12 protein-coding genes are annotated in these 15,854 nt (G+C 61.9%); 8 read left to right on the forward strand and 4 right to left on the reverse strand.

The annotated features are described in order from the left end of the window. The first annotated feature begins 110 nt into the window (after positions 1-110). Together KYX69_RS10340 and KYX69_RS10345 are read left to right on the forward strand one after the other, a co-directional pair. Positions 111-1,637 carry a class I adenylate-forming enzyme family protein gene (locus KYX69_RS10340; protein WP_300496851.1) on the forward strand — a complete coding sequence of 509 codons (1,527 nt, stop codon included), beginning with the start codon at positions 111-113 and terminating at the stop codon, positions 1,635-1,637. A 2-nt stretch (positions 1,638-1,639) separates the two neighbouring features. After that, on the forward strand, positions 1,640-2,335 hold the full coding sequence (locus KYX69_RS10345; protein ID WP_300496854.1) for a TetR/AcrR family transcriptional regulator: 696 nt from the start codon (positions 1,640-1,642) through the stop codon (positions 2,333-2,335). Between the two features lie 237 nt (positions 2,336-2,572). Here the strand turns inward: KYX69_RS10345 and KYX69_RS10350 are convergent, their stop codons facing one another. Next, positions 2,573-2,902, reverse strand: coding sequence for an antibiotic biosynthesis monooxygenase (locus KYX69_RS10350; RefSeq protein ID WP_300496856.1), 330 nt, complete (start codon positions 2,900-2,902; stop codon positions 2,573-2,575). Between the two features lie 152 nt (positions 2,903-3,054). Further along, the gene (locus KYX69_RS10355) at positions 3,055-4,218 is read right to left on the reverse strand and encodes an NAD(P)/FAD-dependent oxidoreductase (protein WP_300496859.1); all 1,164 of its coding nucleotides are present in this window, start codon (positions 4,216-4,218) and stop codon (positions 3,055-3,057) included. A 99-nt stretch (positions 4,219-4,317) separates the two neighbouring features. Between KYX69_RS10355 and KYX69_RS10360 the strand changes: the two genes are divergently transcribed. Beyond that, positions 4,318-4,857, forward strand: a complete 540-nt coding sequence (locus tag KYX69_RS10360; RefSeq protein WP_300496862.1) for a TetR family transcriptional regulator — start codon at positions 4,318-4,320, stop codon at positions 4,855-4,857. Between the two features lie 185 nt (positions 4,858-5,042). On the opposite strand, the gene KYX69_RS10365 is transcribed toward KYX69_RS10360, so the two are convergent. Beyond that, the gene (locus KYX69_RS10365) at positions 5,043-5,648 is read right to left on the reverse strand and encodes a CerR family C-terminal domain-containing protein (RefSeq protein WP_300496863.1); all 606 of its coding nucleotides are present in this window, start codon (positions 5,646-5,648) and stop codon (positions 5,043-5,045) included. Positions 5,649-5,807: 159 nt separating this feature from the next. On the opposite strand from KYX69_RS10365, the gene KYX69_RS10370 reads away from it, so the two are divergent. The 5 genes from KYX69_RS10370 (at position 5,808) to KYX69_RS10390 (ending at position 14,241) form a co-directional block, all read left to right on the forward strand. Continuing rightward, positions 5,808-7,304 carry an FAD-dependent monooxygenase gene (locus KYX69_RS10370; protein ID WP_300496865.1) on the forward strand — a complete coding sequence of 499 codons (1,497 nt, stop codon included), beginning with the start codon at positions 5,808-5,810 and terminating at the stop codon, positions 7,302-7,304. Positions 7,305-7,733: 429 nt separating this feature from the next. Continuing rightward, positions 7,734-8,771: a CaiB/BaiF CoA-transferase family protein gene (locus KYX69_RS10375; RefSeq protein ID WP_300496866.1), complete on the forward strand. Its 1,038-nt coding sequence runs from the start codon at positions 7,734-7,736 to the stop codon at positions 8,769-8,771. Between the two features lie 1,082 nt (positions 8,772-9,853). Further along, complete coding sequence (locus KYX69_RS10380; RefSeq protein ID WP_300496869.1) at positions 9,854-10,594, forward strand: GntR family transcriptional regulator; 741 nt, start codon at positions 9,854-9,856, stop codon at positions 10,592-10,594. 101 nt (positions 10,595-10,695) lie between these two features. Further along, complete coding sequence (locus KYX69_RS10385; RefSeq protein WP_300496872.1) at positions 10,696-11,904, forward strand: hypothetical protein; 1,209 nt, start codon at positions 10,696-10,698, stop codon at positions 11,902-11,904. Positions 11,905-11,997: 93 nt separating this feature from the next. After that, entirely contained in the window at positions 11,998-14,241 is a 2,244-nt protein-coding gene (locus tag KYX69_RS10390; protein ID WP_300496875.1) for a TonB-dependent receptor, read from the forward strand. 193 nt (positions 14,242-14,434) lie between these two features. Here KYX69_RS10390 and KYX69_RS10395 read toward each other — a convergent pair whose 3' ends face one another. Continuing rightward, the gene (locus KYX69_RS10395; RefSeq protein ID WP_300496877.1) at positions 14,435-15,811 is read right to left on the reverse strand and encodes a DUF1254 domain-containing protein; all 1,377 of its coding nucleotides are present in this window, start codon (positions 15,809-15,811) and stop codon (positions 14,435-14,437) included. Positions 15,812-15,854: the final 43 nt, after the last annotated feature.

Consider the following 15,854-nt stretch of genomic DNA (forward strand, 5'->3'; position numbering starts at 1 on the left):
CCCCTCCTTGCTCGCCGGTTCGCGATTCCAGCAAACCTGAACAAGCGCGATTGACATGTCAAATTATTTCAACACACATTGAATTACGCGAAACTCAGCGGGGAGTGGAGATGCCTGGTTCGCCTTTTGGTTCGTTCAACGAAATTATCTCTGCGCATGCGCGCCATCGGCCGCGCCAGCGGGCCATCGTGAGCGCGGAAGGGATTCAAACCTGGCAGGCGTTCGAAGCGCGTACGCGTCGTGTGTCCCAATCGATGCTTGAGGCAGAACTTCAGCCAGGCGACAGAGTGGCGCTGCTGATGGTGAACGGCGCTGCAATGGCTGAGGTCATTGTCGCCTGCCTGCGCGCGGGATTGATTGCGGTGCCGCTCAACCCGACCGTCACGCAGAGCTCCCTCGCCGCCATGATTGCCGATGCCGGCGCGAGAGTAGTCATTGTCAGCAACGAGTATCGCGATCGCCTCGACGAAGCGGTGGCGGTGCACCGTATACTGGCGGGAGGCGACGCCTTGGGCTGGGTGAGCTATTCGTCCTGGCAGGAAAGCTCGAGCGATCGCCCCTTGCCGCCTGTCAGCCCCGAATCGGCATGCAATATCATCTACTCTTCGGGCACTACTGGCAGGCCAAAGGGAATCGTCCATTCCCATCGAGCCAGGCTGGACTGGGCCTATGATATCGCGGTGGCGCTGCGGTTTTCGCCAGGCGCCCGAACGCTCATGACGATCGGCCTGTATTCGAACATTAGCTGGGCCGGCATCCTCGCGACGCTATTGGTCGGAGGCACCTTGTTCATTCATCAGGGCTTCGACCCTGAGCGGGTTCTCGAGACGGTCGAGCGTGAGCGCATCACCAACATGGCCGTGGTACCAATCCTGTGTGCCCGACTGATTGAATCCGAGACGTGGTCCCGCACCGACAAGAGCTCACTGATCGGCCTCATGTCGTGCGGCGCTACGTTGCCCGTTTTGGTCAAGCAGCGGCTCATGGCTGAACTGCCTGCGGGCGTCATTGAACTCTACGGCCTGACAGAGGGAATAGCGACGACGCTGGAGCCGGACGACGCCGAAGGACGAATTTCGTCTGTCGGCCGGCCGATCACGGGCTCCACGGTTGCAATTCTGGACGAAGACGGCAACCTGCTGACCGAAGGCGTCGGCGAGGTCATCGGTCGATCTCGCTATGTCATGGACGGCTATTGGAACCTTCCCGAGTTGACGTCGGAGGCCATATGGATAGATGAACAAGGGCTGCCCTGGCTGCGGACCGGTGACGTCGGGCGCATCGACAGCGACGGATTCCTGTCGATCGTCGATCGCAAGAAGGACATGATCATTTCCGGGGGCCAGAACATTTACCCTGCCGATATCGAAGCGGTGTTGGCGTCGCATCCGTTGGTAGCAGATTGTGCTGTAATCGGAGTACCTGACGAAGTTTGGGGAGAAACTCCGCTCGCACTGGTCGTTTTGCGGGAGGGCGCCGAAGGGGCGGCTGTGCAGGCCTGGGCTAACGAGCGCCTAGGGCGCCGCGAGCGGCTGGCAAGGATCGAGGTCAGAGAAGAGCTGCCGCGCAATGCAAATGGGAAGATCGTGAAGAAAGACCTTAGGCAGCCTTACTGGGCGGAGGCGGCGGCTACCTAGAGATGACTGCGCCAACGAAGGGAAAACGCGGGCGTCGCCCGCGTTCATCGAAAGATGCCAGTGGCCATGAATTGCTACTGGACACCGCGGAAGAGCTATTTGCCACACACGGCTTCCATGGAGTGACGGCACGCGAGGTGGCCCGTTGCGCGGGGGTCGATGCTGCGCTCGTCGTCTATTATTTCGGAAACAAGCATAAACTGTTCGAAGCCGTCTTCATGCGGCGAGCGCAGATCATCAACCGCGAGCGACTGGTTGCCCTGGATGCATATGCTGCGGCAGCCGGACCCGAGCTGAGCGTCGAGGGATGTATCGATGCCTTCATCCGTCCGGTGCTGCATTGGTCGATGAACGGCGGGCCAGGATGGAAAAGATTTTTTGCGATCACGGCGCAGGTTAACAACACCGCACTTTGGGGCGGCGAAACGATGGGCAGGTATTTTGACCCGGTGGTTGAACGGCTTGTGGATTTGCTGCGCATCGCGCTACCGGCTGCGAGCGATGAGCAACTCTACTGGGGCTATCACATGATGACGGGGGCGCTTACCCTGTCGCTCTCCGAAACGGGGCGCATCGACCGTCTGTCTCACGGACGATGCATGTCGGGTGATCTGCCGACGCTGTTTGAACGGTTCGTACCCTACGCCGCCGCAGGGTTCCGTGGACTGGTCGAAGGCTGGAGGCCTAACCCCCTCTAGCATTATCCGGCGAGCGCAATGGTCTCGTTGATAGGCATTCACCGAATGACATCGACGACTTGCGTTTCGTGCCGCGCTCGTCGCTGCCAGACCATCCTTTGCGTTGCCCACAAGAATTTGATGATGGACGGGGATCACGACCTTGAATTCGACGAATAGGGGCCACGAGACCGCCTTCCAGCAAACGCGCTACGGCCAACCGCGGCGCACTCGCCTGTGCTGTGAACACTTCGCTAGCTAGATATGCTGCACATCGACCACCTCGTAGAGATGGGGCGAGGGTTTGGCATATAGCAGGATCGGCGCCATGTGCAGCAGCGCTTTCGGAGTCCGCATCATGGCATCGAAATCTTCTTTCGACCGCCATTGCGCGTAATTGACGACGCGCTTGCCGTCCAAGCTTTTGTGGATATTGGCCGAAACGAAACCATCGAGCGAGCGTATCGTTGTCTCGGTCGCCTCGATCAGGGCGGCGACCAGCTTATCCTGATGCTTTGGCTTAACCGTAAACACGTTGACCAGCGTGATTGGTGCAAGACCCGGCTCGATCGTTGTTTTCGACACCATCTAAGAGCTCCTTCAGAAGACGAACGGATGGGGCGACCTGTGTTGCTGCCGAACGATGCAGGCTAACATTTGGTTGCCGAGGCGAACACCGAGGTAGAGATTACGCGATGCTCAGGAAGGCGACAATTTTGTCGCGCCGCGAGCGCCGCCCGTCAGCGCCGATCCAACTCGGCCAATTTGCGGGCCATCATTTCCGGAACACCAGGGACGTGGCCCGCGATCATGAGCGCCGTATTCCGCAATCGCCGACCGATGTCCGATCGCATCGTCGCCGCACGCGTCATCCGGTCGGTGATGGTCACGACGTCCTCGGCCACCCGACGCCTTTCCCGCGCCCACGCCCCCAAGCCGGCCGAACTGCCGTGCCGCAAGCAGTTCAGCAAGGGGTCCGCGAGCGCGATAGCGTCCTGGATGCCTGTATTCATGCCCTGACCTCCCGCCGGGCTGTGGACATGCGCGGCGTCGCCACAAAGGATCGTTCGGCCCTTAACAACCTTCTCGGCGATCCTGTGCGCGAGATGAAATCGTGAACTCCAGACGATCTCCTTGATGCGCCCAACGCCCCGCGTAGGACCTCTGTCGGCGAGCAGCCTCTCCAGGAGCGGCGCATCGGGATGCTCGGGTGCTTGATCGACAGTGGCGACGATGCGGAAGCGATCGTCAGGCAGCGGCGCGATCACGACCAATCCATCGGGCGAAAAGAACAGGCTCACTTCGTCGCGCGATAGCGGCCAATCCAATTTCACATCGGCAAGCGCAAAGACTTCTTCATAGTCCTGCCCCTCGAAGGCGATGCCCGCGGCATCGCGGACGACGCTATGGGCTCCATCGCAACCGATCACCCATTGCGCCGAAAGCTTGGTCACGCCGCGATCGGTGCGGACGGACACGATGGCGTCGCCGTCCGTGCCTTCGACCGAAACCACCTCCGCACCGTGGGTGATGGCTCCACCGATTGCGGCGAGCCGACCGCGCAGGACTGCTTCGGTCTGATCTTGGGGGCACATCAACGTGAACGGATACGCAGTCTTCAAGTCTGCGAAGCCGACCTCTATCAGCACCTGATCTCGGTCACGGACGCAGAAGGTGGGCACTCGGATACCTCGATCGAGAAGATCCGGCACGACATCCAACGGCGCGAGCATTTCGAGCGTGCGGGCGTGGACGACCGCTGCGCGCGACGTGTTGGCAGTTTCTGTCCGCTTTTCCAGCAAGACCGGCGCCGCACCGCGTTGATGCAGCGCGATCGCCAGACTGAGACCGACCGGGCCGGCGCCCACGATGACGATTTCGGTTTGAACAGGCAGTTCGGTCATCACGGTGCTCCGTATGCAAACATCTGTTTGCATCTACCAACCTGCCGCCAATTCTGCAAACCTGCGTTTGCAAATCGGGAGGGCACACTGATCAAACCGATGAAATCGCAGCTCACGCGCGACCGCATTGCCGTCGCCGCGCGCAAGATTTTCTCAGCACAGGGCTTCGATCGGGCGACGATCCGGGCGATCGCCGAAGAGGCGAACATTCACGCGTCCATGGTGATGCGCTATTTCGGGTCAAAGGAAGCCTTGTTCGCGACCGTGGTTCGGTTCGATCTGCGGCTTCCAGATCTAACGACGATCCCAAGCTCCGAGTTGGGAGAAGCGCTCGTGAGGCATTTCCTCGAACGATGGGAAGACGGTGGTGGTGGTGAACTGGCGGCCCTGCTTCGGGCCGCGGTCACGCATCCGATCGCGCGAGCGCGAATGGTGTCGATTTTCGAGGATCAGCTGGCCGCGGCATTGCGCCAGACGGGCGACCAAGCCACCGCGCCCCAGCGCGCCGCCCTGATTGCATCACAGATGCTTGGTTTGGCGATGACGCGCTATGTCCTCGGCTTCGCGAGCGCGCGGGCAATGGATCGCGAAACGATCGTCAAAAGACTAGCTATGACGATCCAAGCCTACCTTCAGTGACAATTTATTTTCGTTCCCCGCGAAAGCTCCCACTTAAAGAGCAAAGACCGCCCCGTGCAGGGTTCAGCGCTTGTTGCGCCAGCTCCTGGAGATTGCCGAGTATCGCGTGGGAATGGCTTCGTTGAGCATTGGCCGAATGCGGGCTCTACCGGGTAAGGCAAGCACGATGGGCTGCAGAGGCGCATCTATCCCTCTCGGGGAAACAAGCCCTCCACTTGTCGCTGTGTTAGTGCCTTGATCGACTCCGGAAGACTTGCCTGCAGGCTCGATGGCCCCGGCAAGCGCGCGAGCGCGGCGCGATTGAGCCGATAGGACACGAGCTGACCATACAAACCCGCCGCGAGCAGCGCCGCCTCGGAATGCGACGTCGCGGGTTTCTGCAAGTAGCCGATCAGTGCGGTAAGCGTCTGCAGTACCGGCAGCATCGCGGCGTATATGATTTCGAACGCTTCGCTTGGTTCTACCTGCTCACGAATGACGAACAGCACCCACCGCTCAGCCTCCGGCGCAAACAGCATATCGACGATCGCATCGAGGATCGTGACCAGGGCGGCGCGGATTTCCCCGGTGCTCGGGCGATTATCGAGGGCGCTACGCGCTTCCGCCAGCACCGGCTGCAATTGCGCCTTGATCTGCTCGCTGATGTCGGTTGCGCAGGCTCGGTAAAGCTCCTCTTTGCTCCCGAAATAATACGTCACTGCCGGTGCGTTCACGTCCGCCAACGCAGCGATCAGCCGCGTCGTGGCGTCGCGGCCGTGCTGGCCGAACAGTTCGATGGCGGCGTCCAGCACCCGACGGCGGACCGCCGCCCCGCGTTGATATCCACTGGTGACAGGATGCCGACGTGGCATTCGTTCGCCGTTCCCGTTTGACCTCGTTGCTCCGGGAACGTTGACACATCACCAACGTTTCACCAAATGTATTACAAGCGCTAGACATTGGGGTTCTCAATGCGAAGATCGATTGTGATTGTCGGCGCCGGTCCGACAGGATTAAGCCTCGCGCTCGGGCTCGCGCGGAATGGTGTCGAGAGCGTTGTTCTAGAGCGCAAGACAGCGCTCGATCCGCACTCCCGAGCGACGGTGATCCTGCCGCGCACGATCGAGATACTGGATCAGCTCGGTGTGGCTGATCGATTCCTCGAGGAAGGCAACCGCGTTCCGCACATTCGGCTGCGTAACGCACCCGATGGACAGCAACTGACGCATTTCGACTTCACTGACCTGACTGGTGAAACAGCGCATCCATACGCGATAGCGTTGGCGCAGGATCGAACCGAACGAATCCTGCTGGACGCCGTCCAGGCGACGGGCCTCGTCGACGTCCGTTTCGGCGTCGAAGTTGCCTCCCTGTCGATTGGCGATGATGGCATCGACGTGACGGCCCACCAAGCCGGTGCCCACACCTCCCTGGCCGCCGACTTTATCGTCGGTGCGGATGGGGCGCACAGTATCGTCCGCCATGCAATGGGAATCGATCTCGCCGGAAAGACCTATCCGTCGCGCGCTCTGCTCGCCGATATCGAGGTTCCCGCCGCCCGCGAGCAGGCCGACTTCTGGCCGACGCTATTGCGCGAGGCCGGACTCGTGGTCGGCATTCGCTTCGGGCCGCGCATCTTCCGCATCGTTGCCGACGCGATCGACGACCGTGTCGATGAGTCCAACATGGATGCCGAGGTCGATCGGCTATCGCGGCTGCTGTTCGCGGCTCCGCCAACGCGCGTCGTCTGGCGCGCGATCTATCAAAAACATCAGCGTTGCGTTCCGACTTTCCGGCGCGGCCGTGCCATGCTGGCGGGCGACGCCGCTCACCTCAACAGCCCGGCTGGCGGTCAAGGGATGAATTCGAGCATCCAGGACGCGCACAATCTCGCGTGGAAGCTCGGGCGTATCGTGACCGAGGACGACGCTGATGTCGACGCGCTGCTTGATTCCTATGCTGGGGAAAGGCGCGGCTATGTCATCGAGCAAATTCAGCCGTTCACCGATCGCGCTGAATGGTTTGAGACCGCTCCCTCATGGCTCCGGGCGCTGCTAGTGACGGTTGGCGGCCGTATCACGGGTGCCGACCGGACTGCGCCAGCGATGGCGCGTCGCCTTTCGATGCTCGACACCCGCTATAGCCGCTCGGTGCTGCTCGTCGGCGACGATCGCGCTGTGGGAAAACGACTGCCCGACGTGCTTGGTCCGAACGGGAAGCGCCTGCTTGCGGGTAATCGAGATGCGGTAATTTTACATTCGCAACGCGAAGCGGCCGCTGCCGCCCTTGGCGAGGCGCTGTCGCTGCCTGTCATTGATGGCGACCTTGCAATGCTCGCCGAGTTTTTTGGTGGTGATCGCTATATCGCACTGATTCGACCGGACGGAATTGTCGGTTGGGCGACCGCAACCGGCGCCCCGTCGATCGCCGCGTGCCGGCATGCGCTCGGGGGCATCGGAATGAAGTGATACTCCCCGGACACCGATCAAGAGGACGTTCTTCGTCTAACCGCCTGCATGTTACATTCGCGCCAGGCAGCGTGCGATACGCCAAAGACACCTGGATGCGCGATCCCGAGCATCGCTGGGAATATTCCGGGTTTTATGCTGAACTCAAGTCTATGCAACCGCATCTTCTCCGGCGCCGACTCGCGCGACTGAACCAGCACGTGTCGCCTGTCGGCGAGCAGGGGGGGATATTGCGCTTGGGCCTGTTCCGAGCCCAGATGCCGGCCGGATTCGCCGAAAGGTTCAGGCGCCTGTGGTTGGCCGGCCACTGTTTCCCGGTTGGTTGGGCAAAACGGTGAAATTTGCGAGGATCGTCGAATTGATCACAAGAACCTCTGCGCTGGTCGAAGAGACGACCGGGCCCTTTGGCACAATCCGTGTGACGCTACGTTGAGGGTCGTTGGCGGCCCGCTTGCTGGCGTTAGCGTGATCGAGTTCGCCGGGATCGGACCGGGACCCTATTGCGGGCAGTTGCTTGCCGATCTGGGGGCGGACGTCCATGTTTTCGAACGTCCCGGGGGAACTGGCTGGGCTAACCCGGTTACCGAACGCGGCAAAACCAAAGAGTCGATAGATCTTCGCGATCCGGCAGGACGCGAAATCGCCCTCCAGGCGATCGACAATTCGGACGTACTGATCGAAGGCTTTCGCCCTGGCGTGATGGAACGTCTCGGCCTGGGGCCCGATGTGGCCCTTGGCCGCAATCCGCGGCTCATCTACGGCCGCATGACGGGTTGGGGGCAAGATGGCCCACTGGCCCATAGCGCTGGCCACGACATCACCTATCTTGCCCTGACGGGAGCGCTCGCCGCGATCGGTCCGGCCGACCGGCCACCAACCCCTCCGCTCAATCTCGTGGGCGACTTCGGCGGCGGCGCGCTTTTCCTTGCACTTGGAATCGCGGCAGCCCTGTTCGAGCGCGAGCGCTCGGGCGAAGGGCAGGTGATCGACGCCGCGATTGTAGATGGCGTCGCTTCGCTGATGTCGTTCTTCGCCGGGTTGCAAACCAACGGCGGATTATCGCTGGCGCGCGACAAGAACCTGCTTGGCGGTGCAAATCCATTCTACCGGTGCTACGCTTGCGCGGACGGAAAATACCTCGCGGTCGGGCCACTCGAGCCACAGTTTCGCGCGGAGTTTGTCCAGCGCATAGCGGGATCCCCGGATCTCGACCACAACCTCGACTGGCCGGAGCAGTGTGATCGTCTTGCCGCAATCTTTGCGACGCGAACGCGGGACGAATGGGCGAAGCATCTCGAGGGGACGGACGCATGCGCGTCGGCCGTTCTGGAACTGGATGAGGCCACCGAACATCCGCACATGAAGGCGCGTGCGATCTACACCCTCGACGCCGGCGTTCTGCATCCCGCTCCCGCTCCGCGATTTTCCCGGACTTCAACCGTGCTCAACCACGTCCCTGACCCATGACCAGTGCATAGCGTCGATCAGAGTGTGACGCAGACGGCTTGCACCCACAGGCTGCCTTTCGCCCGCATGCCAAGTACGTCAATTGCGGGCACGCCCGGCTCGAGCCAGGCAAATCAGCAAGTGTGCGGCGGCGGCACGATCCGAAGGTGGTGATAGCGCGCCACGCCATCGCCCGCTGCAAGGGTTAGCATCCTGCAGTCCAAGCCGCCGGGCCCGGCAGCGTTCCACGCCCGTGTCACGGCGACCGCCGATTGGACCGCCGCGCACGACCTGAGCGTCAGTCGGACGCACGCTCGGTGTTGCAAGCCGTCGTACGCCTTCCAGTCAGCGACACAAAGACTGGCGTCGGCTCAGAGCCGGGCGGGTACCAAGAGTTCATCCTCTTCATCGACGACTTGCCCAGGCGATCGCCCGCGTCGGCGGCGGACCTCGACACGGACACGCGTCTGCCCCGGTCGCAAAAGGGCCGAGTTGGAATGTCGGAACGGGAGCTTCAGGAAAGCTGAACCCATGGTGTGATTCGGACCGGAATCACGGGGCGGATATCGGACTTGCCTCTCCCCTCCTGTGCAGGAGTGCCCAGCAGCCCGAGCGCGCAACATGTCGAAGGAAATCGCAGAATGTGGTTTGACTTCGCCAGTTCGCGGCGCCTTTAGAAGCGTATCTCGCCCGGTCGACAAAAGCGTCGCGAAGCCGCTCCGACCGATAGCAATCCCGGCCCTTCGAATCGTTGAAACGCGCGCATACAACCCACTTGAGCGGGCGAAAATTATCGATAATATGGAAGAATGCTCCTTGGCGCCACGTTCCCACCTCTCTGTGCTCCGCTTGTGCAAAGCGGAGCACAGCCTTTTCACAGAGACAACGCGCCTTCAACATGAACGCTCGACACTGTCAGCTGAGCATCTTGCGAGGTCGGGCGACGAAAGAGGGCCGCATTGCCGCGTTTTGTCTCCTGCGGTCTTCAGCAGGAACGCACCGCTTGGGCCTGATGCCGAAGATAGAATGTTTGGATAGCGTTTGTTCACCACGCCACGCAGCGGATATCCCGAGTGCGGTGCGAAACTGACCGATGGGATGATATGCCTGCCAAAGAAGACATAGAGGAGAGCGCACCGACCCAGGATCGGGTCATCGCGCGCCTTCTGACCGACGACATCGTCGAGTGGCGGATTCCGCCGGGCTCGTGGCTGCGAGAGCGGGAAATTGCCGCGCGCTTCGGCGTGAGTCACGCTCCGGTCCGAGAAGCCTTTCGTCATCTGTCGCGAATAGGGCTGGTGAAGGTGGTACCTTGGCGCGGTACGCACGTCATCGAGATTGATCAGCATGCGGCGACTGAAGTCTACGAGCTATGGAAATCGCTATTCGGCGTGGTGTGCCGTCTCGCCGCCGCCGAAATGAGCGATCGCGACGGCCGCGAACTGATGCACCGGCTCGTCGAGTACAAGGACGTAACTCAGCGCACCGAAAACACCTTCGAGCACATACAAGTGTCAAACCGCATCGGCCGCTTCATCGCCAAGCGAAGCAACGCGCCGCTCGCGCTGGAACTACTTGACCGGATCGCTCTGCTCGCGCGCTGGCAACACAATGTCTACACCGGCAGCTTCATCGAGGCCCATGGCAATGAGGCGGGGCGGCGATCGGCAGTCCTCTACGAAAAGCTTTGCAAGCATATTGTTGCCCGCCAGGCCGAGGATGCCGATGCCACCGCGCGAGCGCTGATCTCGGTAACGCAAGACAGCTTCGGACAAGCGCTCGAGGAATATAAGGCAGCGCGTGCGAAGACGAAGCCGGGCCGTCGGCGAAGACAAGCTGTATGAGGCGATTTCGGGCTGACCGGCGAACGGTACTGAAATCCGGAGTTGGAGTGCCGCTGGCGCTTGCTGCCGGCCGCGGCACCGCAGCCTCGAACGATCTTCCAATGTTCAGTCGCGATCGTCTGTTCGCCGATGTCAAAACTTTTTCGGAGGCTGGAAACAAGCGATCTGGCGGTGCCGGCGATCGCCGGACTGCGGACTGGATAGCCGAAAGGCTCGCTCGGTCGGGCTTCTCGGTGGAGCGTCAGCGGTTTGACGCACCCTGGTTCGAATCCAGTGCATGCGAGCTCACGATCGGGGAGGCCGCGATCGGTCTGCTCGCACAGCCGATCCCCGCGACGACATCGGCCGAGGGTATTGTCGGCAGGCTGTGCCTGGCCGAGTCGCCGGACCGTCTCGATGGCGCCATTGCCGTTGTGCGCCTACCCTACCGGCGCTGGTCCAGTCTCCTCGACGGACTGGTCAGCCATGCCGTCGCAGACGTGCTCGAGCGTGGAGCCGAGGCCGTCATCCTCGTCACCACGGGACCGACAGGTGAGGCTCTGCTTTTGAACGCGCCGGCCGATAGGCCGGCCGCACCGCGCCCTGTCGCCTTGCTCGCCCCCAAGCTGGCTGGTCCGGTTATCGAGGCCGCACGCTTTGGACGGGTTGCGCGATTGGTCCTTACCGGCAGAGGGGGAACCCGCCCGGCGGAGAACGTCCTTGGCCGTGTGGTTCGACCGGAAAGGCCGTGGCTGGTTGTCTCGACGCCGCGGTCGGGCTGGACCGACTGCGCAGGTGAGCGCGGGCCTGGCGTCGCGATATGGCTTGCGCTTGCCGAATGGATGCCAAAAATATTCGCGCGCCACAGCTTGCTGTTCGTCGCCAATAGTGGCCATGAATATGAGAACCTGGGGGCTTCCCACCTCGTTCACGCTTTTGGACCGCCCCAGGCGGAGACTGAATTCTGGCTGCATCTCGGCGCCAATGTCGCGACGCGCGACTGGCAGGAGATTCCCGGTCGCCTCCTACCGCTACCGAGCGCGGATCCCAATCGGTTCCTCATGACCTCACCTGATCTGGTCGAGCATGCGCGGGCGATCTTCAAGGGGCAGCCCGGCATCGAGATGGCATACCCCTCCAGCGAGGGGACGGCGGGCGAACTGAGCGAGATCGTCAAGTCCGGCTATCTGCGCCATGCCGGCATCTTCGGCGCGCATCGCCACCATCATGCGGCGACCGACACGCTGGCAACCATCGCTCCTGACCTGCTCGCCATCACGGCGCTCGGGCTTCGCGCTCTCTTGCTTCGCGCCGTTCCCCCCACTCGCTGACCGGACGACCCTGTCCGATTCTTTCCGGCTTGACTCCGCGCGCGCAATGCACAAAATTATCGATAATAATGAGAATAAATTCGGAGGGGATTTATGGGACGCCAGACGCACTTGCTTCGCTGTTCGGTTGCACTTTGGACCGTGGCGGCCTGCCCGGCCTTCGCCCAGGACCGGCCGCCGTCCGCCTCACCCGATGACAAGGCTGCAGCGCAAAGCGACAATGGTGAGATCGTCGTCACCGCCCGGCGGCGCGAGGAACGCCTCGCAGATGTCCCTACCGCTGCATCTGTAATTGACGCAGCATCTCTGAATGACCGCGGCGGCGCGACCGGAAGCGGAGAACTGCTCGCCGACCAGCCCAGCGTGCGCTTCAACAATCTCAATTCGTCGATCACGTCGGAAATATCTATCCGCGCTTCGTCGACTGCTCGCGCCACTAACGGTGATCCCAGTGTGGGCCTGTATCGCAATGGCGCATATATTGCGGGCGGCCCCGTGGGCGGGCGAAACTTCACCCGCCTTGATATGGTCGATATCGGTCGGGTTGAAGTGCTGCGCGGTACGCAAGGCGCCCTATACGGACGGAACGCCGTCGGCGGTGCGATCAATATCATTTCGGCCGAGCCAGAGTTCAACGCGTCAGGCTGGGGGAGCGCACGCTACGGTTTCGAGAACGACAGCCTGCAGGTCCAAGGCGTGGTCAATCTTCCCATCGCCGAAGGTTTGGCGCTTCGCGTGAGTGGCGACCTGGTCGAGCAGGACAAGGGCTTTTTCTACAACCCGGACAACGACGTCTACTTCGACCAGCAAAAAGGCCATGGCCTGCGTGGCCAGCTTCGCCTGAAGCGCGGACCGGTGGATGCGGTCGTCATGGCCGAGACGCAGCGACTGACGACGCCGTCCATCCACTACCAGATCTTCATCCCTGCCGGCACGGCAGGGTTCCCCGGCGGATATATCCAGGATCGCTTCGTCTATCCTTGGAGTACCGCGCCGCGCGCTTCGCAGGATGTGGACGCGTTGCAGACGATCGTGCGAGTCGATCTCGGCGGCGCCAACCTCACATCGACTACCTCGTATCGCAAACGCCACAGCGAGTACGACCTCGACAATGACGCGATCAGTCCGACTGAGCTCGCCCGCGCGCGCGCCGCGGGGCAGATCGGAGCAGCGACTCCCCTCGACCCTAGCGCCGCTTCCTATGTCGTAGACACCACCGACAATTTCTCGCAGGACATCCATGTCACCGGCGATGCCGGCCGCTTGACTTGGCTGGTCGGCGGCGAAATGCTGTTGCTCGACAGTGACTTTTCGGTAACGACGACCCGCACGCCGACAGTCGCCAATACTTCGCCAGGCAATATCGCGCCGGCCCGGATCAATTTCGAGAGCTACGCCGCCTACGGGTCGCTCGGCTTCGACATCACCGACGGTCTCAATGTCACGGGCGAGCTGCGCTACACGCAGGATAGCCGCAAGATCTCGGCACGACTTTTCGATCTTGCAACCGGCTTGCCGACCGGTGGTCCGTCGCGGATCATCGACGACCGCATCAGCGCAAGCAATCTGTCCTACAACGCCACCTTGTCGTACAAGCTCACGCCCAACGTCCTGGCCTATGGCAAGGTCGGCAGCAGCTACCGAGCGGGCGGCTTCAATACAAGGCTTTCGGATCCGCGTGCGCCGTCGCCGGTCCAGGTGCTGTTTGGCAACGAGAACAGCACGTCCTACGAGCTAGGTCTCAAAGGTAGTCCAGTACGGCGCGGATATTTCGCCGTCGCAGGCTACTACACGCAGCTCAGCGATCTGATCGCGCAGGTCGATGATGGCTGCGCGTTGACCAACCCGACCTGTCCGGTCGCGGCCGTTGCCTATCTTACCAATGCCGGCAATGCGAACAGCTGGGGGATCGAGGCTGAGTATAGCCAGGGTTTCGATCTGGGCTCGGGCAGCGGACGCCTGTCGCTGAGCGGCTCGCGCCAGGGCGGCAAGGTAACAAGCGGTCGCTATGACGGTCTGAGTCTTGCGCAGGTCCCTGACTGGCTCGCATCAGCAAACCTTAACCTTCGCCAGCCGGTGTCCGAAAACGTGGCGCTCACCGCCAATGTCCTTGTCAGCGGACAATGGGGCGGCAAGCAGGAGCTCACGGCGACCTCCGTAAATCTCGACGACTATGTGCTGGTGAACCTGCGCGCAGGTGTCGATTTCCGCAATTTCAGCATCACCGCCTTCGCCAACAATCTGTTCAATCAGGTATATTTCGTCGCACAGGCGCCGACGATCAACCGCTACAGCCAGCCGCGCGTGATTGGCGTGGAGGGGCGCCTGAAATTCTAAGGATATTCCCTGTAGCAGGGCTTGATCCCGAGCGGGGGCCGAGGTTGCCGCCAGCATTCATTGCGCTGGCGGACACCGGACTATTGATGAGCGGGGCCGTAATCCAGAATTCGAGTTCGTGGCGCGTGGCGCCGTCTTCGCGGTCTGCGTGCATGTTGAACGCCGAAGCCGACCGTCGCTGCGCCGGCGGCTTCTAAACGCGTTCGATTGCTGGCAGCCGCCACCTCAGGGAACGCAGTTCCGGTCGAGCGAGATAGGCTCGGAATAGCGGCCGAAATTCATCTGACGGCACGGGCAGCCAGTTCGCTGCCATTGCGCCTTCCGGCCGAGCCTGCTGCATCAAGATATCCAGTGACCCGTCCCGATTACGTACCAGACCCTCGGTGCGGTCGCCAATCGAGTATCGCGCCTCAGCGTTGGGCACGAGGAACAACCGCCCGTCCGACTCGAGTTGATACATGGTGACCGACCAGAAGGATTCAGCCGGGACACCGCCAGGAGGTAAGCGAAGGCGATAAGCGTGTTTCCCGGAAAGGGCCATCCCCGCAGCGTCCTCGAGGGCGTGCGCATAGAAGGCTTCTTCGGGAGGCAACGCCGCAAGGCCGAAAAGCGCGGTACGGGCACGCGTGAGGTCATCTGAGCCATAGTCGCCGGTGTTGGCAAGCGAGTAGCTCCAGCCGTTGGCTCGGCGTTCGCGGCGCGGATCGGGCGCTCTGAGAAGGGTCACGCCTGTGTTGATCGCCGCCGGCCAAGCCGAACGCAGCGCGCCATCCAGATCGTGGAAGGCGCCCAAGACGCCGCGCATCAACCCGGTGCCTCGGTGGCGCAGCGCGCGTGACACCCGCGGATCGGTGGCGGGACAACGGGCCAACATGGCATTCACGACAGAAAGAAAATTCGCGGGATCGCGCCCGTCAGCCGGCGCCACAGGGAGGAGCTGCCCCGAGGGCTGAAGAGCCGGAGGAATCAGCTCCAGTCGATCCTGGTGCGCATGCACCGCATCATAGTCGCCCGGTCCGCCGACGAGGATTCGGACGAGCATCCAGACATCAGTGGTTGGTGCGGCGATCTTCTTGCAATCGGATGGAACGGGACCGAGCCAGCCCGGTGGCACCAGGACGAATCTCCCGCCGCGCCCCTTCGTCGCCCTAGTCCCGATGAAGTGGAAATTGTCCGTGAACGCGTCCATCAACGCAACACTGAAATAGCGATCCTGGATGTCCGGAATCACGATAACGGCAGGGCCGCCCGAGAGGTCTATCCTTGCACTGCTGACGAGACAGTCATTGTTCGTTGCGGTGATCGCGCGCGAAGACGCGTCGCTCAGGGTCCGGCGGTGCTGGATCTGATTGAAACGGCCGGGCGGAAATGCGGCGCTGGGGCCGGCCAGACTGTAAGCCGTCCGGGCAAACTCGAACAAGGGAAAGCCGCTGACAAAGGCGGCAGTCAGGTCGGGCATGGCAAGCGAGGCTTGCGCGGCCCGAATGCCGATAGGGGATGAGGCGGCCATCATCAATTGAAGCGCAGCGCGCCGATCGAGCTTCGACATTCTATCGATAATTTCCGCCATGCGGCGCCATATTGCTTGGCGGAAACGCGAGAGTCCATGCTAT

The organism is Sphingomonas sp. (assembly GCF_030145815.1).
In the GTDB taxonomy this organism is placed as follows: domain Bacteria; phylum Pseudomonadota; class Alphaproteobacteria; order Sphingomonadales; family Sphingomonadaceae; genus Sphingomonas.

Excerpts from the sequence above, each read along its gene's own strand:
- KYX69_RS10360 (WP_300496862.1), top strand. The coding sequence starts at position 4,318 with ATGAAATCGCAGCTCACGCGCGACCGCATTGCCGTCGCCGCGCGCAAG.
- KYX69_RS10395 (WP_300496877.1), bottom strand. The coding sequence starts at position 15,811 with ATGGCGGAAATTATCGATAGAATGTCGAAGCTCGATCGGCGCGCTGCG.
- KYX69_RS10385 (WP_300496872.1), top strand. The coding sequence starts at position 10,696 with ATGTTCAGTCGCGATCGTCTGTTCGCCGATGTCAAAACTTTTTCGGAG.
- KYX69_RS10345 (WP_300496854.1), top strand. The coding sequence starts at position 1,640 with ATGACTGCGCCAACGAAGGGAAAACGCGGGCGTCGCCCGCGTTCATCG.
- KYX69_RS10390 (WP_300496875.1), top strand. The coding sequence starts at position 11,998 with ATGGGACGCCAGACGCACTTGCTTCGCTGTTCGGTTGCACTTTGGACC.
- KYX69_RS10350 (WP_300496856.1), bottom strand. The coding sequence starts at position 2,902 with ATGGTGTCGAAAACAACGATCGAGCCGGGTCTTGCACCAATCACGCTG.
- KYX69_RS10355 (WP_300496859.1), bottom strand. The coding sequence starts at position 4,218 with ATGACCGAACTGCCTGTTCAAACCGAAATCGTCATCGTGGGCGCCGGC.
- KYX69_RS10370 (WP_300496865.1), top strand. The coding sequence starts at position 5,808 with ATGCGAAGATCGATTGTGATTGTCGGCGCCGGTCCGACAGGATTAAGC.
- KYX69_RS10380 (WP_300496869.1), top strand. The coding sequence starts at position 9,854 with ATGCCTGCCAAAGAAGACATAGAGGAGAGCGCACCGACCCAGGATCGG.
- KYX69_RS10340 (WP_300496851.1), top strand. The coding sequence starts at position 111 with ATGCCTGGTTCGCCTTTTGGTTCGTTCAACGAAATTATCTCTGCGCAT.